This window comes from Pseudokineococcus marinus, assembly GCF_013004605.1.
GTDB classification, from domain to species: domain Bacteria; phylum Actinomycetota; class Actinomycetes; order Actinomycetales; family Quadrisphaeraceae; genus Pseudokineococcus; species Pseudokineococcus marinus.
Genome location: NZ_JABEMA010000024.1, coordinates 1 through 21,414 on the forward strand (window position 1 = coordinate 1; position 21,414 = coordinate 21,414).

Below are 21,414 nucleotides of genomic sequence, written 5' to 3' on the forward strand. Positions count from 1 at the left end.
GGGGCGCTCCCCCGCGGCCGGGCGGGGTCAGCCCCGGGCCGTCGCCAGCTGCACGACCGCCCAGGACAGCGGCGGCAGGGTCGCCCGCGCGGCGCCGTCGGCGACCGAGACCTCCCGCAGAGGGCGCAGGCCCACGGCGTCGGGCGCCTCGAGCGTGTTCGCCGTGTGCCGGTCCTGCCCCTCACCGGCGGCGAGCACCTGCGCGTCGGCGACCCGCAGCTCGCCGGAGAAGGCGCGCAGGGGCACCTCGACGTCGGCGGCCTCGTCCTGCGACCGGTTGGCGAGGAAGAGCGTCAGCACGCCCTCGCCGGAGTCCCCGAGGCGGGCGCCGGCGTCCCACGTGGCGGCGGCGTCGACGAGGTCGACGTCGTCGAAGCGCTGCGTGGAGACCTGGTCCCCCGTCGTGCGGACGTCGAGGATCTCGCCCGTCGCCCGGCGCCTCATCTGCTCGAAGGGGTGGGCGATGGTCTGCTTCCAGGCCGGGCCGCCCTCCTCCGAGCGCAGGAGGCCGATGACGTTGACCAGCTGGGCCTGGCAGCCGACGGCCACCCGGTCGCCGTGGCGCAGCAGCGAGTTGAGCAGGGTGCCGACGACGACGGCGTCGGTGACCGAGTACTCGTCCTCGATGACGCGGGGGGCGACGTCCCACGCCGTGCGGGCGTTGGCGCGGTCGCTGCTCTGCCAGCGCGTCTGGTACCAGACGTTCCACTCGTCGAAGCTGATGCCGATGCGCTTCGTGTGGCGGCCGCGGGCCCGGACGGCGTCGGCGGTGGCCACGACCTCCTCGATGAAGGCGTCCATGTCCTTCGCCGAGGCGAGGAAGTCGCCGTAGGTGCCCTCGCCTTCCCCCGCTGCCGGGTCCTTCTCCTCGTAGTAGGCGTGCGCCGAGATGAAGTCGACGTCGTCGTAGGTGTGCTCGAGGACGACGCGCTCCCACTCCCCGAAGGTCGGCATCGCCCGGCTCGAGCTGCCGCAGGCGACGAGCTCGATGCTCGGGTCGACCGTGCGCATCGCCCGCGCCGTCTCGGCGGCCAGGCGGCCGTACTCGTGCGCCGTCTTGTGGCCGGTCTGCCAGGGGCCGTCCATCTCGTTGCCGAGGCACCACAGCCGGAAGCCGTAGGGGTCCTGGCGGCCGTGGCTGCGGCGCAGGTCCGACAGGCGCGTGCCCGAGGCGTGGTTGGCGTACTCGAGGAGGTCGCAGGCCTCCTGCATGCCGCGGGTACCGAGGTTGACGGCCATCATCACCTCGGTGCCGACCTTCTCGGCCCACGTGGCGAACTCGTCGAGGCCGAACTGGTTGGTCTCGATCGTCCGCCACGCGCGGTCGAGCCGGCGGGGTCGGGCGTCGCGGGGGCCGACGCCGTCCTCCCAGTCGTAGCCGGAGACGAAGTTGCCGCCGGGGTAGCGCACGACCGTGGGGCCGACCTCGCGGGTCAGCTCGAGCACGTCCTGGCGCAGGCCGTCGGCGTCCGCCGTCGGGTGGTCGGGCTCGAAGATGCCCGTGTAGACGCAGCGGCCCATGTGCTCGGCGAACGAGCCGAACAGGCGACGGGGGACGGGGCCCACGGTGAAGTCGGGGTCGAGGGTGAGGCGTGCGTGCGGCACGGGTGTCCTTCCGGTGGGTGGTGCGGGGAGGTCGGGGGCGGTGCCGGCCGGGCGTCACTGCCCCCCGAGGCCGGTCGTGGCGACGCCGCGCACGATCTGCCGCTGGAACAGCATGAAGATGATGATGAGGGGGAGCCCGGCGAGCAGCGCCGACGCCATGACCTGCGCGTACTGGATGCCGAAGCTCGAGCGCACCTGCACGAGGCCGACGGGCAGGGTCATGAGGTCGGGGTCGCTGATGATGATGAAGGGCCAGAGGAAGTTGTTCCAGGCGCCGATGAACACGAAGATCCCGACGGCCGCGACGATCGAGCGCGACAGCGGCATGACGACCTGCCAGAAGATGCGGAGGGCGCTGGCGCCGTCGACCCGCGCGGCCTCCTCGAGCTCGCTCGGGATGCCGTCGAAGAACTTCTTGAGGATGAACACCATGGCGGGCACGACGAGCTGCGGGAGGATGATGCCCGCGTAGGTGTCCGCCAGACCCATGGCCGTGACCTGCTCGTACAGCGGCACGATGAGGATCTGCGGCGGGACCATGATGCCCGCGATCGTGAGGGCGAACAGGACCTTGCGGCCGCGGAACTTCGTGCGGGAGAAGCCGTAGGCCGCCGTCGTCGACAGCGCCAGGGTGAGCACGGTCACCACGACCGTCACCACGGTGCTGTTGACGAACCACGTGATGATGTTGTCGTTGCTGAGCACCCGGGTGTAGGCCTCGAGCGTGAAGCCGGCCTCGGGCACCACCTCGAGCGGCACCGTGGTCGTGTCGGCCTCCCGCTTGAGGGAGGTGACGAGGGCCCAGGCCAGCGGGGCCAGCCAGAGCACCGCGAGCACGGTGAGCGCCGTGGCGATGGCGGCCCGCGTGACGATCGACGCGCGCTGGGCCTGCGAGACCGCCCCCTCGCGGGAGCGCCGCTGCTTCGGCGGGGCGCCGTCGGGACGCGCGACGTCCCTGCCCTCCGTGACCGTGGCCATCAGGACCTCCTCCTGCTGCTGATCCAGGCCTGGGCCAGGGACACGACGATGATGAGGGCGAAGAACATGTACGAGATGGCCGACGCGTAGCCGAGCCGGTAGTTGACGAAGCCGGTGTCGTAGACGTACTGCAGGATCGGCTGCGCGACGCCGCCGGGACCGCCGCTGCCGACGTAGAGGATGTAGGCCTGGTCGAAGAGCTTGAGCGAGGCGAGGACCTGCAGCGTCAGGACGAGCCCGGTCGTCACCTTGAGCAGCGGCAGCGTGATGGAGAGCAGCCGGCGCCAGCCGCCCGCGCCGTCGATGGCCGCGGCCTCGTACACGGTCTGCGGGATGCCCTGCAGCGCCGCGAGGTACAGCAGGAAGTTGAAGCCGACCGTCCACCAGACGGTGAGGATGACGACCGACCAGAGACCCCAGTCGGGGTCGGAGAGCCAGCCGACGGCCGGCAGCCCGAGGCCCCGGAGCAGGCCGTTGAGCAGGCCGAAGTCGCCCTGGAACAGCCACTGCCAGATGAGCGTGACCGTGGCGACGGGCAGCAGGAAGGGCGCGAAGTAGGCGAAGCGCCAGAACCACTGCCCGCGGGTCCCGGAGTGCACGAGCAGCGCCATCACCAGCGAGACCGCGACGAGCGGGACGGTGCTGAGCAGCGTGAAGAGCAGGGTGATGCCGAGGGTCCGCCAGACCTGGGCGTCACCGAGGAGGCGGGCGTAGTTGTCGAAGCCGACGAAGGAGGAGCTGGTGCCCACGAGGCTCGTGTCGAAGAAGCTGAGGAAGAGCCCGTAGAGGATCGGGACGAGCGTGAAGAGCGCGTAGACGACGAGGAAGGGGGCGACGAACCAGAGACCGCCCCGGATCGACGTCAGGGACCGGCCCTCGCGACGGCGCCCGGGGGCGTCGCGGTCGACCTCGGCGGCGGGAGCGGGGACCGTGCTCTGCGGGGTGCTGCCGACGGCGCTCACAGGGGGCTCCCGAGGGCGAGCTGGTCGTCGATCCAGCCGATGAGGTCGTCCGCGCCCTGCTCGGGCGTCAGGGCGCCGGTGCCGACGCCCTGCAGCGACTGGCCGGCCCGTGACATGAAGGTCGACCCGGACCCGGCGAAGTAGATCTCCGGGTCGAACGCCGCCACGTCGGCGGCGCCGCGGTAGTTCGACTGGGGGTCGAGCGCGAGGTACTCCGGGCTCTCGGCCACCTCGGAGAGCGCCGGGATGTGGCCGCCCTCGGCCCAGGACAGGCTGTTGCGCAGCAGGGCGACCGCCATGTCGTAGGCGAGGCCCCGCGTCTCCGGGTCGGTGCTCGCCTGCGTCGGCAGGACGAAGCTGTGGCTGTCGGCGCGGCAGTACGCCGTGTCGCCGTAGAGCGCCGGGAACTGCGTCATGGAGAAGGGGATGCCGGCGGTCTGCGCCGTCGCCACCTCCCAGGGCCCGATGAGCAGGAAGCCCGCCTGCTCGCTGGCGAAGGCGGCGGGGGCACCGGCGCCGTCCTGCGAGCGCGAGGCGATGGTGTCGTCGCACATCGTGGCGATGAAGTCCATCGCGCTGACCATCGCGTCGCGGTCGACCTCGACGCTCGTGCTCGCGCTGCCGTCGGGGAAGACCATCTGGCCGCCCAGCTGGTTGAAGACCGACCAGAAGAGCATGAAGGAGGCCAGGGCGTCGTTCGTGCCGTAGGCGATCCCGTTGTCGCCCGTGACCTCCGCGGCCCGGCGGCCGGCGTCGAGGAAGGCCTCGGCGCTGTCCAGCGGCGCGAGCGAGCCGTCGCTCGCGAGCAGGCCGGCCTCCTCGCAGATGCGGGTGTTGTAGAAGAGCACCAGGGGGTGGGTGTCCAGGGGGAGCGCCTTGAGCTCGCCGTCCAGGGTGACCCGCTCGAGCGCGGGCTGGGGGAACTGGTCCAGCGTGACGCCGCGGGCCTCGAGCTCCCCGAGGTCCCAGGAGTCGACGAGGTTGAGGCCGAAGGTCTCCAGGCGCGAGGCGTGCAGCGTCGCGAGGTCGGGGCCGCGGCCGCCCTCGACCGCCATCGCCAGCTTCGTGTAGTACGGCGAGCCCCACTCCAGCGTGGTCGCCGTCACGTCGACGTCCGGCGCCTCGGCGCGGTAGGAGTCGATGAGGTCGACCATGCGGCCGCCGTCGCCGCCGGTGAAGAAGTTCCAGTAGGCCAGCTGCGGTCCCCCGCCCGCGGCGACGCCGCCGCAGCCCGCGAGCGAGGTCGCACCGAGGGCGCCTGCTCCCGCGGCGGAGGCTCTGAGGAAGGAGCGGCGGCTGAGGCCGCGCCGTCGTGCCGGGTCCATCGTCATGGGTCGTGGCTCCCTTGCCTCTACAACGATGTAAAAGGTGGAGGGAGCCTGCGTCACGAGCGCCTCGGCTGTCAAGGGTGCGGCTGTCTCGACATCCGCGCCGCGGGTGGGCGCGGGCGCGCCGTCGGGCATGATCCGCCTCGTGGCCGCCCGACGACCGACGACCGTGCGCGACGTCGCGCTGGCCGCCGGCGTGTCCCCGAAGACCGTCTCCAACGTCGTCAACGGCTACGCCCGCGTGACCCCGGAGACGCGCGAGCGCGTGCAGCGCCAGATCGACGCGCTCGGCTACCGGCCGCAGGCGGCGGGGCGCCAGCTGCGGCAGGGGCGCACCGGCATGGTGACCCTGGCCGTCCCCGGCATCGAGATGCCGTACTTCGCCGAGCTGTCGAGCCAGGTCGTGCGGGCGGCGCGCCGCCACGGGCTCACCGTGGTGGTCGAGCAGACCGACGCCGACCTGGAGCGGGAGCGCGAGGTGGCGGCCGGCCTGCCGACCCGCTTCGCCGACGGGCTCGTCTTCTCCCCGCTCGAGATGCCGCCCGAGGAGCTCGTCTCCGTCCCGCACACCCCCCTGGTCCTCCTCGGCGAGCACGCCGTCGGCGTCGAGGCCGACCGCGTGAGCATCGACGGCGTGGCGGTGGGGACCGAGGGGACCGAGCACCTCGTGGCCACGGGCCGGCGCTGCGTCGCCGCCCTCGGGCTCAAGCCCACGCTGCACGACACCGCCAGCCAGCGGCTGCGGGGCTACCGGGCGGCGCTCGCCGCCGCCGGGCTCCCGTGCGGCGACGAGCTCCTCCTGCGCGTCGAGGACTGGACCCGTGAGGACGGCGAGGCGGCGGCCGACCGGCTCGTCGCCCTCCGGCGCGACGGCGTCCCCGTCGACGGGGTCCTCGCCATGAACGACGTCCTCGCGATGGGCCTCCTCCGCGGCCTGCGCCGCCACGGCGTCCGGGTGCCCGAGGACGTCGCCGTCGTCGGCATCGACGACGTCCCCGAGAGCGCCTACTGCACGCCGACCCTCACGACCGTCGCCCTGGACCGCGCCGCCGTCGCCGAGGCCGCGCTCAGGCTCCTCGTCGAGCGCCTGGCCGACCCCGACCTGCCCCCGCGCGAGGTCGTGGCGCCGCACCGGCTCGTCGTCCGCGAGAGCTCGGCGCCCCCGGCCGCGCGCTGAGCCGCGGCGGTCGCCCCTGCGTCAGCGCGCGTGCGGGGCGGCCGCCCCCAGCCCGAGGACGTCGGTCCCCGCCCGGTGCTCGAAGACGAGCGAGGTCTCGGTGTGCTGGACGAGCGGGTGGCTGGAGAGGTGCTCGAGCACGAGCTCGCGCAGCGCGTCCGAGCTCGGCGCGACGAGGTGGACGAGGTAGTCGTCCCTCCCGGCGAGGAAGAAGACGTCGACGACCCCGGGCAGCGCCTGCAGCCGGGCGACGAAGGCCTGCATGTCCGCCGCGTCGTGCGTGCCGAGGCGGACGGACACGAGCGCCCGCAGCCCGAGGCCCACGCGGCCGGGGTCGACCTCCGCGCGGGCGCCGGTGAGGACGCCGCGCTCGCGCAGCGCCGCGGTGCGGGCGAGGGCCGTGGACGGCGCGACGCCGACCGCGCGGGCGACCGCGTTGTTGGGCGTGCGGGCGTCCGCGAGGAGCAGGCGCACCACCTCGGCGTCGACGTCGTCGAGGTGGTCCCGAACGGCGTTCGCCACGGGGCTGCGCCGACGCCCGTGCGTCGGAGGTCGTGCGGCCATGAGGGCCTCTCCGCTCATCTGGTTCGGCTCCCCGCCGAGACGTCGAACATGCTGCCACGATGGACGCCCTCGGGGTCGCTGCGGTCCCGGTGCACCGGGGCGGCCCACCAGGGGCCGGACCGGTCGTGAGGTCGAGGAGCGTGCGCTGTGCAGGTCGGCATCCCCCGTGAGGTCAAGAACCGCGAGCTGCGGGTGGCGGCCACGCCCAGCGGCGTCCACGAGCTCGTCGGGCGCGGGCACGAGGTGCTCGTCGAGGCCGGTGCGGGCGAGGGGTCGTCGATCCCCGACGCCGCCTACGCCGACGCCGGCGCCCGCGTCGTCCCGGCGGCCGAGGACGCCTGGTCGGCCCAGCTCGTGCTCAAGGTCAAGGAGCCCGTCGAGTCCGAGCACGGCTACCTGCGCGAGGACCTGCTCCTCTTCGCCTACCTGCACCTGGCGGCCGACCGGCCGCTGACCGACGCCCTCCTGTCGAGCGGGACGGCGGCCATCGCCTACGAGACGGTCCAGCTGCCCGACCGGTCGCTGCCGCTGCTCGCGCCCATGAGCGAGGTCGCCGGGCGCCTCGCGCCGCAGGTGGGCGCCCACACGCTCATGAGCAGCCAGGGCGGCCGCGGGGTGCTCATGGGCGGGGTGCCGGGGGTGCGGGCGGCGGACGTCGTCGTCATCGGCGGCGGGGTCTCCGGCGCGGCGGCCGCCCGCGTCGCGGTCGGCATGGGCGCCGAGGTCACGCTGCTCGACCGCGACATCGCCAAGCTGCGCCACCTCGACGAGCACTACGCCGGCCGGCTGCGCACCGTCGCGTCCAACTCCTTCGAGCTCGAGCGCGCCGTCGTCGAGGCGGACCTCGTCGTCGGCGCCGTCCTCGTCCCGGGCGCCCGGGCGCCGAAGCTCGTCACCGACGACCTCGTGGCCCGGATGCGGCCGGGCAGCGTCCTCGTCGACATCGCCGTCGACCAGGGCGGCTGCTTCGAGGGCACGCGCCCGACGACGCACGACGACCCCACGTTCGCGGTGCACGACAGCGTCTTCTACTGCGTGGCCAACATGCCGGGCGCCGTGCCGCACACGTCGACGTACGCGCTGACCAACGTGACGCTGCCCTACGTCGTCGAGCTCGCCGACCACGGCTGGCGCGACGCCCTGCGCGCGGACCCGTCCCTGGCCGGCGGCATGACGACCAACGCCGGCCACGTGCTCAACGCCGGCGTGGCCGAGGCGCACGACCTGCCCCTCGCCCCGGTGGGGGAGCTGCTCGCCTGACCGGCGACCCCTGACCGGCGACCCCTGACCGGCGACCCCTGACCGGCGACCCCTGACCGGCGACCCCTGACCGGCGACCCCTTCCGGCGAGCCCGACCGGCGACCCTGACCGCCGGCTCCTGGGCGCGCGGCGCCGGGTCAGCCCAGCGGTCGGCCGTCCGCGCCGAGCACGGGCAGCGGCGCGGTGGGGGGCCATGTCGCCGCGCTCACGTCCTCGCCGACGAGCGCGCCGGACTCGGCGGTGAGCCGCTCCGCCGCGGCGTCCCAGTCGTCCTGGGGCCACCCGTCCTGCGGCCGCTCGTCCTGCGTCCACCCCGCGGCGTCGTCGGCCGCGCCGCAGCAGCGCTGGGCGGGCAGGACCACCGGCGCGGGCGCCGCGTCGCCGCCGGCCGCCGCATGGCGATCCAGGCGACGTTGACGCCGACCGAGGCCCACGCGGCGAGGAGGACGCCGTTGGCGACGAGGAGGAGGGCGCCGGTGGTGTTGACGGCCTGGGCCGCCGGGGAGGAGGGGGAGAGGCGGCCGGTGCTGGTGAGGCCGTAGCCGAGGAGGACGAGGAGGCCGCCGAGGTAGCCGCCGAGCGAGAGCGCGAGGTGCAGGTGCTGTGCCACGACTCGATCATCGGCACGCAGGGGCATCAACGGAAATCACCGTTCGACAGCCTGTGGTTAAGTCAGGCTTCATGAGCCTGGACCCCCGCCGCCTGCTCGTCCTGCGCGCCGTGCGGCGCGCCGGCGGCGTCCTCCCGGCCGCGCGTGCGCTGCACCTGACGCCGTCCGCGGTGTCCCAGGCCGTCACCCGGCTCGAGCAGGAGGCGGGCCTCGCGCTCGTCGACCGGTCGCGGCGCGGCGGGGGCCGCACCCTCGAGCTGACGAGCGCCGGCCACGCCCTCGCCGACCGGGCCGAGGAGGTCGCCGAGGCCCTCGCCCTGGCCGAGCGGGAGACGGCGTCGCTGCGCGGCGCGGCGTCCGGGCCCGTCCGCGTCGGGGGCTTCGCCACGGTCCTGCGGCGCCTCGTGGCGCCGGCGGTGGGCGCCCTGTCCCTCGCGGGCTCGGCGGTGGTGCCCGAGGTGGTCGAGGTCGACGAGCCCACGGGCCGGCGGGCCGTGCGCGCCGGTCGGCTCGACCTCCTGCTCGTCGAGCGGGTGCTCGGCGACGACCCGCCCGTCACGCCGGGGCTGGCGGTCGAGGACCTCATGCACGACGCCTACCGCGTCGTCGTGCCCGCCGCCTGGCCGCGGCCCGACGTGCTGGACGAGCTGCTGGGGCGGCCGTGGGTCGCCGGTCCGCCGGGGCAGCCGGCGCGGCTCGTGCTCGACCGGCTGGCCGCGGCGGGGGAGCGCCGTCCCCGCGTCCAGCACACGTGCCTCGAGGCGTCGGCGACCCTGGCGCTCGTCGGCGCGGGGCTCGGCGCGGCCGTCGTCACCGAGCTCGCGCTGGCCTACCTGCCCCACCCGGGGGCGCGGGCGACGTCGGGGTCCGTCGACGCCGGCTCCCGCGTGCTCTCCGTGGTGCACCGCAGCGGGCGCGCCGACCCCTCGCCGGCGGCGGTCGCGGTGCTGGACGCGCTGCGGGTGCAGGCGGGCGAGGAGGTCTCGCCGGGCTGACCCCGTCGCCCGTGCGCTCCGTCCGGTGAGGGGCTCAGGCGTCGACGCGCTCGCGCACGGACTCCTCGAGCGAGCGTCCCCGCAGCTCGGGCAGCCCCCAGCAGGCGGCCGCGGCGACGACGAAGACGAGCCCGAAGGCCGTGAAGACGGCGACCGTGCCGCCGAGCGCCGTCAGCGGGACGACGGACAGCGGGGCGAGGATCGAGGCGAGGCGGCCGAAGCCGGCGGCGGCGCCGGCCCCCGTCCCGCGCAGGGCGGTGCCGTAGACCTCCGGCGTGACCGCGTAGAGCGCGCCCCAGGCGCCGAGGTTGAAGAAGGACAGGAGCATCCCGGCGAGGACGATCGTCGTCGGGGAGCCCGCCTGGCCCAGCAGCAGCGCGCCGACCGCGGAGCCGACGAGGAAGGTCGCCAGCACGGGGCGGCGCCCCCAGCGCTCGACGAGGACGGCGGCGACGGCGTAGCCCGGCAGCTGGGCCAGCGTGATGAGCAGCGTGTACTCGAAGGAGCGCACGAGCGGGTAGCCGGCGTCGACGAGCAGCGACGGCAGCCAGATGAAGGCGCCGTAGTAGGAGAAGTTGACGCAGAACCAGACCGCCCACAGGGCGGCCGTGCGCCCGCGCAGCCCCGGGGCCCAGAGGTCGCGGTAGCCGGCGCGCGGCGGCGCCGGGGCCTCGCGGGTGCGCCGCGCGTCGGGCGTGGACGGCGTCTCGACCCCCGCCGACCGCTCGAAGCGCCGCACCGCGGCCTCGGCCTCGTCGCCGCGGCCGCGCCCCTCGAGGAAGCGCACGGACTCGGGCAGCCCGCGGCGGACGACGACGGCGTAGAGCGCCGGCACGGCGCCGAGGGCGAAGGCCCACCGCCAGCCGTCGTCGGACGCGCCGACGACGAAGAAGCCGATGAGCGCGGCGGCCGTCCAGCCCACCGCCCAGAAGGCCTCGAGGGCGACGACGACGCGGCCGCGGAGCCGCGCCGGGGCGTACTCGCTGACGAGCGTCGATGCGACGGGGAGCTCGGCGCCGAGGCCGAGCCCGACGACGAAGCGCAGCGCGAGGAGCGCGGCGAGCCCGCCGACCAGCGCCGAGGCGCCCGTCGCCGCCCCGTAGACGAGCAGCGTCAGGGCGAAGACCTGGCGCCGCCCGACGCGGTCGGCGAGCAGGCCCCCGAGGGTCGCGCCGACGGCCATGCCGGCGAAGCCGACGGACCCCAGGAGCGAGCGCTCGAGGTCCCCGAGCTGCCACTGCACCGTCAGCGCGGCGATGACGAAGCTGATGAGCCCGACGTCCATCGCGTCGAGCGCCCAGCCGACCCCCGACCCCCCGAGCAGGCGGCCGTGCTGGCGCGTGAAGGGCAGGCGGTCGAGGCGCTGGCCGCGGGTCAGGGGCTCCGCGCCGTCGGCCGGTCGCGGCTGGGGGCTGCTCACGCGCGGCGAGTCTGGCAGGTGGGGTGGGACCCGCGGACGGCGCGGGCGCGCGTCAGCGGCGCGGCGCCTGTGCGCTGCCCGGCAGGCCGAAGCGGACGGTCGTGCCGCCGGCGAAGGCGACGTGGTCGGGCGGGCGCCGGGCGAGGTCGCCGAAGCCGGCGGCGCCGAGGAGCTCGTCGTCGAGCTCGAGCACCTCGGCGCGGCGCAGCGACCACGTCCCGTGCTCGTTCGGCACGTGCCAGGTGCGGCCGAGGTGGGCGGTGTGCAGTCCCCAGCGCGCGGTGAGGAAGGCGGCGAGGTCGGCGTCGGGGGCGTCGTCGGCGATCGGCTCGCCGACGCGGACGGCGACCCGGCTGCGCGCGCCCCGGGGGGCGGGCCAGCGGGTGGTCCCCGTCCACAGCAGCTCGCGGGCGCCGTCGCGCACGCGCTCGTGACCGCGCAGGCGGGCCCACCGGTAGGGGAGCCCGAAGGCGGCGCGGGCGCCGAGGACCACGCCGAGCCGGCTCGCGTCGAGGCTGGCGAAGACGACGCCGCGCCGCCCCGTGGCGTCCACGGAGTACAGGCGGACGTTGGTCTCCCAGAAGGTGCCGAGCCACGGCACCGCCGGGCCGCGGCCCACGCCGGCGCCGACGAGGCGGAAGGGCACGAGGGCCACGTAGGTGCGCTCCTCGCCGTCCGGGCCGACGACGACGTCGGGCCGCACGCCCGGCGGCATCCACGCCCGCACGCGCTCCGGCGGCACCGCCCAGTGGAGGAAGGCGAGGTCGCACCAGCGCTGGCCCATGAGCACGGGGCCGCGCAGGGGCGGGGCGCTCGTCGTCACGGGCTCCACGGCGGCGGTCGGTCGCGGGGCGGGCACGCCGGGACGGTAGGCCGCGCCCGCCGCCCGGGCGAGCGGACCGGACGGGAGGCCGCGCCGGCGGGTGCGGGCGGGCGCGGACCTCGCGGGGCGGCACGCCGTGCGTCGGCCCTGGAGCCCGCACCCGCTCCCCGGGTGGGTCCGCTCGCCGCCGCTCAGGCGGTCCGGGTCACCGCCACGACCCGGGAGGCGAGCGGCTCGGGGGGCTCGGGCGTCCCCGAGGCGATCCAGGCCTCGGCGACGGCGACGTCGGAGGCGCTGAGGCCGCCGAACCACAGGAGCTCGCCCGGGCACCCTCCCGGGCAGGTGCGCGGGGAGACCCCGAGCTGCGCGCCCGCGGCCGTCGGCGGGACGGACCGCAGGTGCACGAGCACGCCACCGGGCGTGCCCCGCACGACCCGGCCGAGGCGGTGGAGCACCCCGTGCTCGTCGGGGGCGACGAGGACCCAGCGCAGGGGGACGTCGGCGAGGCGGGCGGTGCCGGTGACGGCGGTCACCGCGGCCGTGCGCTGCAGGACGGGCGGGCGGGGCCGCGAGTGCTCATGGAGTGCTCCCGAGGGCGGAGGAGGTGCTGGGCGTCATGTAGGTTAGCAATAACCGTTCTCACTACGTCGCCACGGACAGAGCGTCCGCGGGCGACGGGGGAGGACTCCGTCGTCGGACGCCCGTCCGTCGTCACCCGAGGGAGAGGAGGGACCGGGCGCCCCCCGGTCCGGACCCGCTGATGACCGCACCGCACCTGCTCGCCCTGCCCGCCGCCCGTCGTGGCCATCGACGCGGCCCCCGACACGGCCTGCGGCTCCCCGCCCTGGGCGGCGGCGCCGCCCTGGCCCTGGCCCTGGCCGGCTGCGGCGGCTCGTCGGGCTCCACCGACGCCTCCGCCGGCTCGAGCGCCGCGCCCTCGTCCTCCGCCACCGCCTCGGGGACCGCGACGACCGCGCCGCCCAGCGAGGCCGCGACGGACACCCCGCGCCTCGTCATCACCGCGCAGGACCACGGCATGGTCGTCCTCGACGCCACCACCCTGGAGCCCGTCGCGGACCTCGAGCTCGAGGGGTACAACCGGCTCAACGCCGCGGGCGACGGGCGCCACGTCCTCGTCTCGACGACCGGCGGCTTCCAGGTGCTCGACGCGGGCACCTGGGCGGAGCCGCACGGCGACCACAACCACTACTACACGGCCGACCCGGTGCTCACCGACGTCGTCCACCCGGCCGAGAAGCCGGCCCACGTCGTCGTGCACGCCGGTCGCACGGCCCTCTTCGACGACGGCACCGGCATCTCGACGATCATCGACACCGCGGCCGTCGCCGAGGAGTCCCCCGAGGCGCGCGTCATCGAGGCGCCCGCCGCGCACCACGGCGTCGCCGTCGAGATGGCCGACGGCCGCGCCGTCACCACGGAGGGCACGGAGGACGCGCGCTCGACCGTCGTCCTCCGGGGCCCCGACGGCGAGGAGATCGCCCGCACGGACGAGTGCCCCGGCGTCCACGGCGAGGCGACGGCCGCCGAGGAGCGGGCCGTCGTCGGCTGCGAGGACGGCGTGGTCGTCGTCGACGGCGACACGCTGACCAAGGTCCAGGCGCCCGACGCCTACGGCCGCATCGGCAACCAGGCCGGCAGCGACGCCTCCACCGTCGTCCTCGGCGACTACAAGCGCATCGCCGAGCCCGAGACCCCCGAGGCCACGCAGACGGTCTCGCTGACCGACACGGCCACCGCCGAGCTGCGCCTCGTGGACCTGCCGTCGTCCTACACGTTCCGCTCGCTGGGTCGGGGCGAGGACGGCGAGGCGCTCGTCCTCGGCACCGACGGGAACCTGCACGTCGTCGACCCGGACTCCGCCGAGCTCGTGCGCTCGATCCCGGTCGTCGAGCCGTGGACGGAGCCCGAGGACTGGCAGGAGCCCCGCCCGGCGCTGCGCGTGCACGAGGGCACCGCGTACGTGACCGAGCCGGCCACCCGCGAGGTGCACGCCGTCGACGTCGAGACCGGCGAGGTCTTCGCCTCGGCGACGCTCGACGAGGTCCCCGACGAGATCGTCGTCGCCTCCGGGGCCGTGACCGAGGGCTCGACCGAGTACGGCAGCGGCGACCACGAGGGCCACGACCACGAGGGCCACGACCACGAGGGCCACGACCACGAGGGCGAGGACCACGAGGGCGGGGCCACCGAGGAGTCCTCGCGATGAGCTCCCCGCTGCGGCGGCGGGGGCTCCCCGCCGCCGCGGCGGCGCCCGTCGGGCTCGCCCTCGCGGCCGCGCTCGCGGGGTGCGGCTCGCCGTCGGCCGCGGGTGACGACGGCCGGCTCGACGTGGTGGCCTCACCGCCGGCCTTCCTCGAGGTGGTCGAGCGGGTGGGGGGCGACGCCGTCGACGCCACGGGGGCGACACCCCCGGGCGCCGACGCCCACGCCGCCGAGCTGACCGGGGAGCAGGTGGGCGGCGTCGTCGACGCCGACCTCGCGGTCTTCGCGGCAGGGCTGGCGCCCTCGGTCGACGAGGCGGTGGCGCTGCGCGAGGGGCCGTCGCTCGACCTCATGGGCGTCGAGGGGGCCAGCCCCGAGGACCCGCACGTCTGGCTCGACCCCGCGCTCATGGCGGACGTGGCGGAACGCGTCGCGGCGCAGCTCGCGGAGCTCGACCCGGACGCGGCCGACGCCTACGGGCAGCGGGCCGACGCCTACGTCGAGGAGCTGCACGCCCTCGACACCGACCTGGCGGAGCAGCTGGCGCCGTGCCGCGGGGCCGTCCTCGTCACCGCGCACGAGGCCTTCGGCTACCTGGCCGACCGGTACGGGCTCGAGCAGACCGGCATCACCGGGATCGACCCGGACGTCGAGCCCACGCCCGCCCGGCTGCGCGACGTCGCCGCGACGGTGCGCGAGGCCGGCGTCGAGACGGTCTTCTTCGACGACGTCACCAGCACCGGCGTCGCGCAGGTGCTGGCCGACGAGGCCGGGGTCGCCACCGCGGTGCTGTCGCCGCTCGAGACGTCGGTCGAGCCCGACTACGTGAGCGCCATGCGGGAGAACGCGCAGGTGCTGCGCGACGGGCTCGTCTGCGACGCCTGACGCGCGCGACGGGCACGCGCCGCGGAGCGCACCGGCGGCCGGGGAGAGGGAGGCGTCCCTCGCCCCGGCCGCCGCTGCGCGTGGGCAGCCCGGGCGTGGGCCACGATGGTCGGGTGAGCGACCGGCCGGCCGACGTCCCGACCGAGGGCGTCGACGTCGCCGTCGTGGGCGCCGGCGGGGCCGGGCTCGTGGCCCTGCACCACCTCGCCCTCGGCCTCCTGCGCGGCCCCGCGCGGCCGACCCCGCTGCGCGTCGCCCTCGTCGACGACGTCGAGCGCCTGCGGCCCGGCCCCGACGGCGAGCGGCCCCGCGACCGCACGTGGTGCTCCTGGGAGCCCGCGCCCGCAGCGGCGCCGGCGGTGGTCCGCAGCTGGCGGGCGGTCGAGGTGCTGGCGCCCGGCGCCCGCCTCGCCCTCGACGTGCGGCCCCTGCGCTACCGGATGCTCCGGGGCGAGGACTACTACGCGCTCGTGGACGCCGACGCGGCGCGCGCCCAGCGCTCCGGCCGCCTGGAGATCCTGCGCCGCCCGGGGGCCACCGCCGTGGAGGACGGCGCCGAGCGCGCGCTCGTGCGCACGCCCGGCGGCGACCTGGAGGCCGCCTGGGTGCTCGACAGCCGCCCGTGCGCGCCCGTCCGTCCCGCGCGGACCGCCCTGCTGCAGCACTTCCGCGGCGAGCTCGTGCGCACCGATCCCGCCGCGCCCCCGCCGTTCGACCCGGACCTGCCCGTCCTCATGGACTTCCGCACGCCCCAGCCCGCCGTCGGACTGTCCTTCGGCTACTGCCTGCCGCTCGACGGCCGGACCGCCCTCGTGGAGTACACGGAGTTCTCCCCGGCGGTGCTCGACGACGACGGCTACGCCCGCGGGCTCGCGGCCTACCGGCGGCTGCTCGGGCTGCGGCCCGACCTGCACGGGCCGGACCCGCAGGGGCCGGACCCGCAGGGGAGAGGGCCGCACAGGACGGAGCCGGGCAGGACGGAGCCGGGCGGCCGCGCGGACGGGGACGAGCGCCTCGTCGAGGTCGTCGCCGTGGACGCCGTCGAGCAGGGCTCCATCCCGATGGCCGACGACGTGCGCACCTCCCGCGCGGGCGCCCGGGTGCGGCGCCTGGGCACCGCGGGCGGGGCCACCCGCGCGTCGACGGGCTACACGTTCTCGGCGCTGCAGCGGCAGGGCGCGGCCGTCGCGGCCGCCCTGCTGGAGGGACGCGACCCCCTGCCGCCGGCGGCGTACCCGCGGCGGCACCGGTGGATGGACGCCCTCGTCCTGCGGGGGCTCGCCACGAGGGCCCTCGACGGACCGGCCTTCTTCGCGCGGCTCTTCGCCGCCAACCCCCCGGACCGCGTGCTGCGCTTCCTCGACGGGGCGACGACGCGCCGCGAGGAGCTGGTGCTCATGGCGACGGCCCCGCGGGCGGCCATGGCGCGTCTCGCCGTGGAGGACGCGGTCGTGCGGGTGCGACGGCGCCTCGGTGCCGCTATGTCACGTTCCGTCCACTAGGGTCGCGGAGAGTCACGACAGGCCGGGCGGACGGCGTCCCCCGGCGGACCGCCGCCCCGTGCGGCCCCGAGCCGGGAGGCGCTCGTGCCCGTCCTCGACCTGGGCGACGACCCGTCCCAGGTGCCGCGCGCCCGGCACTGGGTGCTCGAGCACTGCGCCCGCAGCGGGATGGGGGAGGACGGCCGCTTCGCCGTCGAGCTGGTGACGAGCGAGCTCGTCGGCAACGCCTACCAGCACGGCCGGCCCCCGGTGCGCGTCGAGGTGCAGGAGGCCGAGGACGCCACCGACGTCGCCCCCGACGACCTGCAGGGCGGCGCGCACGGCGGTCGGGCGACCTTCGTCCTCCGGGTCACCGACCACGGCACGGGAGCGCCGGCCGTGCGCGACGCCGACGACGACGCCCTCGGCGGCCGCGGCCTGGCCCTCGTCGAGATGCTCGCGGCCGCCTGGGGCGTCGAGCACCCGGCGTCCGGGCCGGGCACGACCGTCTGGTGCCGCCTGGCCGGCTGACCGTCCGCCCCCGCACCGGCGGGCGGGGGCGCGCTCAGGCGCGCCGCAGCGCGTCGGCGAGGCGCTCGGCCCGCCGCGGCACCCGGCCCTCGGGCGTCCGGATGACGAGCACGCCCGGGTCGACCCGCATGCTCAGCTCGGTGAAGGACCCGACGACGTCGCCGTCCATCTGCGCCGGCTGCGGCTCCTCGCAGCGGAGGACGACGCGGACCGCCTGGCGCTCCGCGATCTGCTCGTCCTTGTCGCGGCGCCGCGTGAGCAGGCGGAGGCCGACGCGCAGCCAGTCGAGGATGCCGTTGGGGGAGAGGGTGAGGACGTCGAGGTGGCCGTCGTCGACCTCGGCGTCGGGGATGAGGACGATCCCGCCGATGAGGGTGCCGCAGTTGCCGACGACGGCCATGCGCACGCGGCTCGTGACGGGCGGCTGGTCGTCCACCGCGATCGACACCCGCAGGCTCTCGCCCCGCAGGCGGCGCAGCCCGGAGACGACGTAGGCCAGCGGCCCCACCCGGTCCTTGATGGCGGCGGGGGCGCCGGCCATCATCTGCGCGTCGAAGCCGACGCCGGCCATGACGAGGAAGACCTGCTCCTCGCCGCCGTCGAGGCTGACGCGCCCGACGTCCACCCGCTTGTCCTTGCCGCGCAGCGCGTCCCGCGTGGCGGCGGCGACGTCGCCGAGCTCGAGCTTGAGCTGGCGGGCGAAGAGGTTGCCCGTGCCGCCGGGCAGGAGGCCGAGGGGGACGCCGGTGCCCGCGAGCCCCGCGCCGACGGAGCGCACCGTGCCGTCGCCGCCCATGACGAGCACGAGCTCGGGGTCGAGCTCGGCCGCCCGCCGGGCCATGCCGAACCCCGGGTCGTCCGCCGACGTCTCGATCCACCGGGGGGCCGGCCAGCCCTCCTCGGCGAGGGCCCGCTCGACGGCGCGGCGGGCGGGGGAGCCCTCGGGGAACTTCACCGGCTGGACGACGACGACGACCCGGGGGCCGCGGGAGTCCAGCTGCCCCGGCACGTGCCGGTAGTCCTCGTCGGGGTCGCGCAGGCCGGCCGTGGCGTCGCGGCGCACCGCCGGCACGGGCGGGCGGCCCTTGGGGCGCACGAGCACCGTGAGCAGGACCACGAGGAGGAGGACGCCGAGGCCCAGCAGCCCCAGCTGCACGCTGTCCAGGGGGAGCCTCCCCGTCCCGACGGCCACGGGCGCTGCACCGGAGATCATGGGCAGAACGTAGTGGGGACGGCGCTCGTCGGCAGGAGCGGCGCCGGGGGCGCCGCCGTCCGGGTCGCTCGGGCTGCGGGAGCGGGCGCGGAGGGAGGCGCCGGTAGCCTCGCGGCGTGATCGACCTGCGCGCCCTCCGCGACTCGCCCGACGCCGTCCGCGCGAGCCAGCGCCTGCGGGGCGAGGACGAGGGCGTCGTCGACGCCGTGCTGGCCGCCGACGAGCGCCGTCGCACCGCCCTCTCGGACTTCGAGCGGGTGCGCGCGGAGCAGAAGGCGCACGGCAAGCGGGTCGCGCAGGCCTCGGGCGAGGACAAGCAGGCGCTCGTCGCCGCGGCGAAGGGCCTCTCGGCGCAGGTCAAGCAGCTCCAGGCCGCGGCCGCCGAGGCGGAGGCCGAGGTCGAGGAGCTCCTGCGCTCGGTGCCGAACCTCGTGGCCGACGGCGTGCCCCCGGGCGGCGAGGACGACTACGTCGTCCTCGAGGAGGTCGGGACGCCGCGCGACTTCGCCGCGGAGGGCTTCGAGCCCCGCGACCACCTCGAGCTCGGCGAGCTGCTCGGCGCCATCGACATGGGGCGCGGCGCCAAGGTGTCGGGCGCGCGCTTCTCCTTCCTCACCGGCGCCGGGGCGCGCCTCGAGCTGGGGCTCATGCAGTACGCGATGGCCCGCGCCGTCGAGTGGGGCTTCGTGCCCGTCGTCCCGCCGACGCTCGTGACGCCGCAGATGATGGGCGGCACCGGGTTCCTCGGCGCCCACGCCGAGGAGGTCTACCGGCTCGACGCCGACGACCTCTACCTCGTCGGCACCTCAGAGGTGCCCCTGGCGGGCTTCCACGCCGACGAGATCCTCGACCTGCGCGGCGGCCCGCTGCGCTACGCGGGCTGGTCCACCTGCTACCGCCGCGAGGCGGGCAGCCACGGCAAGGACACCCGCGGCATCATCCGCGTCCACCAGTTCACCAAGGTGGAGATGTTCAGCTACGTGCCGGCCGCGGAGGCCGACGCCGAGCACCAGCGGCTCCTCGCGTGGGAGCGGGAGGTGCTCGACGCCGTCGAGGTGCCCTACCGCGTCATCGACGTCGCGGCCGGCGACCTCGGCACGAGCGCCGCCCGCAAGTACGACTGCGAGGCGTGGGTGCCCACGCAGGGCCGCCACCGGGAGCTCACCTCGACGTCGAGCTGCACGACCTTCCAGGCGCGCCGCCTCGGCATCCGCGAGCGCACGGCCGAGGGGTCGACGACGCCGGTCGCGACCCTCAACGGCACGCTCGCGACGACGCGGTGGCTCGTCGCGATCCTCGAGAACCACCAGCGCGAGGACGGGTCGGTCGTGGTGCCCGCGGCGCTGCGCCCGTACGTCGGGCTCGACGTGCTGGAGCCCGTGCGGCGCTGAGCGTCAGCCGGCCCGCCGGCGCTCGCCCCGGTGCGCTGCCCGGCCCCCGCAGGGCGCGACGAGCAGCCGGAGGGCGGCGAGCCCGTCGGGCGTCCCCGGCCAGTGGCGGGCCAGGGCGTCGTCACCGGCGCGGCGCACCACCGACCGGAGCACGAGGAGGACGACGAGCGCGTCGTCGGCCCACCCCAGGACGGGGACGACGTCGGGCACGAGGTCGACGGGCGAGGCCAGGTAGGCCAGCAGCAGGACGAGGCGGACGCGCACGCCGCGGGGCAGCGACCGGTCCGCCGCCAGGCGCCGCACGAGCCGGACCACGTCGGGCAGCAGGCGCAGCACCCCGCGCAGGGAGACGGCGTCCGTGCGGGTGCGCCACAGCGCCGCCGCGAGCGCGCCCCAGGCGAGGAGCAGCCCGGCCACCGCGCCGACGAGCGCCCACGCCCACCAGCGGTCCACGAGCGCATCCTGCCGCGCGCCCCGGGGACGACTCCTGCTCGCGGTCGACGACGCGCCCTGACCGACTACTCACCCCGTACAGGTACGTGGTGCATCCTGGGCGCGTGTCCATGGTGGAGCTGCACCTCGCCCTGCTGCTCGCGGGCCCGGCGCACGGCTACGAGGTGAAGAAGGCGCACGACGCCTGGTTCCCCGACGCGCGCCCCCTGGCCTTCGGGCAGGTGTACGCGACGCTCGGGCGGATGGTGCGCGACGGCCTCGTCGAGGTCGTCGAGACCCGCAGCGACGGCGGCCCCGAGCGCACCGTCTACGCCGTCACGGCGACGGGCCGCGAGCGGCTCGACCGGTGGCTCGAGGAGCCCGCCGCGCCGGCGGGCACCGGGCCGGAGGACGTGGTCCGCAAGGCCGTCGTCGCCCTGCGCGCCCCCGTGGGCGCGCGGACGGCGCAGGAGGTGCTGGCGCGCCAGCGCACGCACCACCTGCGGCGCATGCGCGAGCTCTCCGAGCCCGGTGGTGACGACGTCGCTCTGCGCCTGGCCCGGCGGCACGCCCTCCTGCACCTCGACGCCGACCTGCGCTGGCTCGACGAGGCGGCTGCCGCCCTCGCACCGGGCGACCCGACGACCGGCGACCCGACGACCGGCGACCCGACGACCGGCGACACCACCGCGACGACCCCGGAGGCGCCCCGATGAGCGAGCCCGCCGACCGCCAGCCCGCCGAGACCTCGCCCGGTGCCGCCCCGCCCGCGGGCGCGGGGCCGCTCGTGGTGCTCGACGCCGTCGCGCACGCCTACGCCCGCACGCCGGCGCTGCGCGGGGTCTCCCTCGCGGTCGCGCCCGGCGAGGTCGTCGCGCTCACAGGACCGAGCGGCGGCGGCAAGTCCACGCTGCTGCACGTCGCGGCGGGCCTGCTGGCGCCGCAGGCGGGCCGCGTGCGGCTGCTGGGCCAGGACCTCGCGGGCCTCGGCGAGGCGCCGCGCGCCGCCCTGCGGCGCCGGGGCGTCGGCATCGTGCTCCAGTACGGCCAGCTCGTGCCCGACCTGCCCCTCGTCGACGACGTGGCGCTGCCGCTCCTCCTCGAGGGCTCGGCGCTGGAGCCCGCGCGCACGGCCGCGCGCGAGGCCCTCGCCCTCGTCGGGCTCGAGGGGCTCGGCGACGCCGTCCCGGCCGGGCTCTCAGGCGGGCAGGCGCAGCGGGCGGCCGTCGCGCGAGCGCTGGTGGCCCAGCCGCGGCTCGTGCTCGCCGACGAGCCCGTGGCGAGCCTCGACCCGGAGGGCGGCCGGCAGGTGCTCGACCTGCTCGTCTCCGTCGCCCGCCGCGGGGGCGGGCTGCTGCTCGTCACCCACGACAACGCCGTCGCGGCGCGCGCCGACCGCGAGGTGCGCCTCTCCGGCGGCGTCGTCGCGCACGAGGCGGTGCTGCGGTGAGCCCGGGGGCGACGCGGACGACAGGGACGACGGGGACGACGGCGACGGGCTGGGCGGCTGACGGGGTGGCGCGGCGGTCGGCCCT

21 protein-coding genes are annotated in these 21,414 nt (G+C 76.5%); 10 read left to right on the top strand and 11 right to left on the bottom strand.

All coding sequences use genetic code 11. The annotated features are described in order from the left end of the window. Positions 1–27: 27 nt before the first annotated feature. The 4 genes from arfA to HLB09_RS03550 are packed head-to-tail and all read right to left on the bottom strand — an operon-like array spanning position 28 to position 4,876. On the bottom strand, positions 28–1,605 hold the full coding sequence (gene arfA, locus HLB09_RS03535; RefSeq protein ID WP_171202025.1) for an arabinosylfuranosidase ArfA: 1,578 nt from the start codon (positions 1,603–1,605) through the stop codon (positions 28–30). A gap of 54 nt (positions 1,606–1,659) precedes the next feature. Further along, entirely contained in the window at positions 1,660–2,583 is a 924-nt protein-coding gene (locus HLB09_RS03540) for a carbohydrate ABC transporter permease (RefSeq protein WP_171202026.1), read from the bottom strand. Next, positions 2,583–3,545: a carbohydrate ABC transporter permease gene (locus HLB09_RS19730; protein WP_171202027.1), complete on the bottom strand. Its 963-nt coding sequence runs from the start codon at positions 3,543–3,545 to the stop codon at positions 2,583–2,585. The genes HLB09_RS03540 and HLB09_RS19730 overlap by 1 nt, the downstream gene beginning before the upstream one ends. Continuing rightward, entirely contained in the window at positions 3,542–4,876 is a 1,335-nt protein-coding gene (locus HLB09_RS03550; RefSeq protein ID WP_171202028.1) for an extracellular solute-binding protein, read from the bottom strand. The genes HLB09_RS19730 and HLB09_RS03550 overlap by 4 nt, the downstream gene beginning before the upstream one ends. A gap of 142 nt (positions 4,877–5,018) precedes the next feature. Between HLB09_RS03550 and HLB09_RS03555 the strand changes: the two genes are divergently transcribed. Further along, positions 5,019–6,050 (top strand): LacI family DNA-binding transcriptional regulator, encoded by a 1,032-nt coding sequence (locus HLB09_RS03555; RefSeq protein WP_212770492.1) that lies wholly within the window; start codon positions 5,019–5,021, stop codon positions 6,048–6,050. Positions 6,051–6,071: 21 nt separating this feature from the next. Here HLB09_RS03555 and HLB09_RS03560 read toward each other — a convergent pair whose 3' ends face one another. Then, entirely contained in the window at positions 6,072–6,632 is a 561-nt protein-coding gene (locus tag HLB09_RS03560) for an Lrp/AsnC family transcriptional regulator (protein ID WP_212770493.1), read from the bottom strand. A 129-nt stretch (positions 6,633–6,761) separates the two neighbouring features. Between HLB09_RS03560 and ald the strand changes: the two genes are divergently transcribed. Further along, the gene (ald, locus tag HLB09_RS03565; protein WP_171202030.1) at positions 6,762–7,874 is read left to right on the top strand and encodes an alanine dehydrogenase; all 1,113 of its coding nucleotides are present in this window, start codon (positions 6,762–6,764) and stop codon (positions 7,872–7,874) included. Between the two features lie 206 nt (positions 7,875–8,080). On the opposite strand, the gene HLB09_RS03570 is transcribed toward ald, so the two are convergent. Then, positions 8,081–8,485, bottom strand: coding sequence for a CBU_0592 family membrane protein (locus tag HLB09_RS03570; protein WP_171202031.1), 405 nt, complete (start codon positions 8,483–8,485; stop codon positions 8,081–8,083). Positions 8,486–8,538: 53 nt separating this feature from the next. On the opposite strand from HLB09_RS03570, the gene HLB09_RS03575 reads away from it, so the two are divergent. After that, complete coding sequence (locus tag HLB09_RS03575) at positions 8,539–9,480, top strand: LysR family transcriptional regulator (RefSeq protein ID WP_171202032.1); 942 nt, start codon at positions 8,539–8,541, stop codon at positions 9,478–9,480. A 34-nt stretch (positions 9,481–9,514) separates the two neighbouring features. On the opposite strand, the gene HLB09_RS03580 is transcribed toward HLB09_RS03575, so the two are convergent. The 3 genes from HLB09_RS03580 to HLB09_RS03590 all read right to left on the bottom strand — a co-directional run bounded on the left by HLB09_RS03580 (position 9,515) and on the right by HLB09_RS03590 (position 12,256). Further along, entirely contained in the window at positions 9,515–10,900 is a 1,386-nt protein-coding gene (locus HLB09_RS03580) for an MFS transporter (RefSeq protein ID WP_322790005.1), read from the bottom strand. A gap of 52 nt (positions 10,901–10,952) precedes the next feature. Then, positions 10,953–11,759, bottom strand: coding sequence for a YqjF family protein (locus HLB09_RS03585; protein ID WP_322790006.1), 807 nt, complete (start codon positions 11,757–11,759; stop codon positions 10,953–10,955). A 155-nt stretch (positions 11,760–11,914) separates the two neighbouring features. Further along, positions 11,915–12,256 carry a hypothetical protein gene (locus tag HLB09_RS03590; protein WP_171202033.1) on the bottom strand — a complete coding sequence of 114 codons (342 nt, stop codon included), beginning with the start codon at positions 12,254–12,256 and terminating at the stop codon, positions 11,915–11,917. 227 nt (positions 12,257–12,483) lie between these two features. On the opposite strand from HLB09_RS03590, the gene aztD reads away from it, so the two are divergent. From aztD to HLB09_RS03610, 4 genes are all read left to right on the top strand, one after another. After that, the gene (aztD, locus tag HLB09_RS03595; RefSeq protein ID WP_212770494.1) at positions 12,484–13,950 is read left to right on the top strand and encodes a zinc metallochaperone AztD; all 1,467 of its coding nucleotides are present in this window, start codon (positions 12,484–12,486) and stop codon (positions 13,948–13,950) included. Further along, positions 13,947–14,831 carry a metal ABC transporter substrate-binding protein gene (locus tag HLB09_RS03600; RefSeq protein WP_171202034.1) on the top strand — a complete coding sequence of 295 codons (885 nt, stop codon included), beginning with the start codon at positions 13,947–13,949 and terminating at the stop codon, positions 14,829–14,831. The genes aztD and HLB09_RS03600 overlap by 4 nt, the downstream gene beginning before the upstream one ends. 113 nt (positions 14,832–14,944) lie before the next feature. Continuing rightward, on the top strand, positions 14,945–16,333 hold the full coding sequence (locus tag HLB09_RS03605; protein WP_171202035.1) for a lycopene cyclase family protein: 1,389 nt from the start codon (positions 14,945–14,947) through the stop codon (positions 16,331–16,333). 84 nt (positions 16,334–16,417) lie between these two features. Then, the gene (locus HLB09_RS03610) at positions 16,418–16,843 is read left to right on the top strand and encodes an ATP-binding protein (RefSeq protein ID WP_171202036.1); all 426 of its coding nucleotides are present in this window, start codon (positions 16,418–16,420) and stop codon (positions 16,841–16,843) included. A 34-nt stretch (positions 16,844–16,877) separates the two neighbouring features. Here HLB09_RS03610 and HLB09_RS03615 read toward each other — a convergent pair whose 3' ends face one another. Then, positions 16,878–18,056: a diacylglycerol/lipid kinase family protein gene (locus tag HLB09_RS03615; RefSeq protein ID WP_171202037.1), complete on the bottom strand. Its 1,179-nt coding sequence runs from the start codon at positions 18,054–18,056 to the stop codon at positions 16,878–16,880. A gap of 116 nt (positions 18,057–18,172) precedes the next feature. Between HLB09_RS03615 and serS the strand changes: the two genes are divergently transcribed. Then, positions 18,173–19,447 (top strand): serine--tRNA ligase, encoded by a 1,275-nt coding sequence (gene serS, locus HLB09_RS03620; protein ID WP_171202038.1) that lies wholly within the window; start codon positions 18,173–18,175, stop codon positions 19,445–19,447. Positions 19,448–19,450: 3 nt separating this feature from the next. Here serS and HLB09_RS19735 read toward each other — a convergent pair whose 3' ends face one another. Continuing rightward, positions 19,451–19,900, bottom strand: a complete 450-nt coding sequence (locus HLB09_RS19735; RefSeq protein ID WP_171202039.1) for a DUF1232 domain-containing protein — start codon at positions 19,898–19,900, stop codon at positions 19,451–19,453. Between the two features lie 110 nt (positions 19,901–20,010). Here HLB09_RS19735 and HLB09_RS03630 point away from each other — a divergent pair, with 110 nt between their 5' ends. Beyond that, complete coding sequence (locus HLB09_RS03630) at positions 20,011–20,595, top strand: PadR family transcriptional regulator (protein ID WP_246234165.1); 585 nt, start codon at positions 20,011–20,013, stop codon at positions 20,593–20,595. Next, complete coding sequence (locus HLB09_RS03635) at positions 20,592–21,329, top strand: ABC transporter ATP-binding protein (RefSeq protein WP_171202041.1); 738 nt, start codon at positions 20,592–20,594, stop codon at positions 21,327–21,329. The genes HLB09_RS03630 and HLB09_RS03635 overlap by 4 nt, the downstream gene beginning before the upstream one ends. The last annotated feature ends 85 nt before the right edge of the window (positions 21,330–21,414 follow it).

Bases quoted from the DNA above. Each gene is read 5' to 3' on its own strand.
- HLB09_RS03630 (WP_246234165.1), top strand. From the start codon at position 20,011: ATGGTGGAGCTGCACCTCGCCCTGCTGCTCGCGGGCCCGGCGCACGGC.
- HLB09_RS03560 (WP_212770493.1), bottom strand. From the start codon at position 6,632: ATGAGCGGAGAGGCCCTCATGGCCGCACGACCTCCGACGCACGGGCGT.
- HLB09_RS03635 (WP_171202041.1), top strand. From the start codon at position 20,592: ATGAGCGAGCCCGCCGACCGCCAGCCCGCCGAGACCTCGCCCGGTGCC.
- HLB09_RS03615 (WP_171202037.1), bottom strand. From the start codon at position 18,056: ATGATCTCCGGTGCAGCGCCCGTGGCCGTCGGGACGGGGAGGCTCCCC.
- HLB09_RS03600 (WP_171202034.1), top strand. From the start codon at position 13,947: ATGAGCTCCCCGCTGCGGCGGCGGGGGCTCCCCGCCGCCGCGGCGGCG.
- aztD (WP_212770494.1), top strand. From the start codon at position 12,484: ATGACCGCACCGCACCTGCTCGCCCTGCCCGCCGCCCGTCGTGGCCAT.
- HLB09_RS03540 (WP_171202026.1), bottom strand. From the start codon at position 2,583: ATGGCCACGGTCACGGAGGGCAGGGACGTCGCGCGTCCCGACGGCGCC.
- HLB09_RS03550 (WP_171202028.1), bottom strand. From the start codon at position 4,876: ATGACGATGGACCCGGCACGACGGCGCGGCCTCAGCCGCCGCTCCTTC.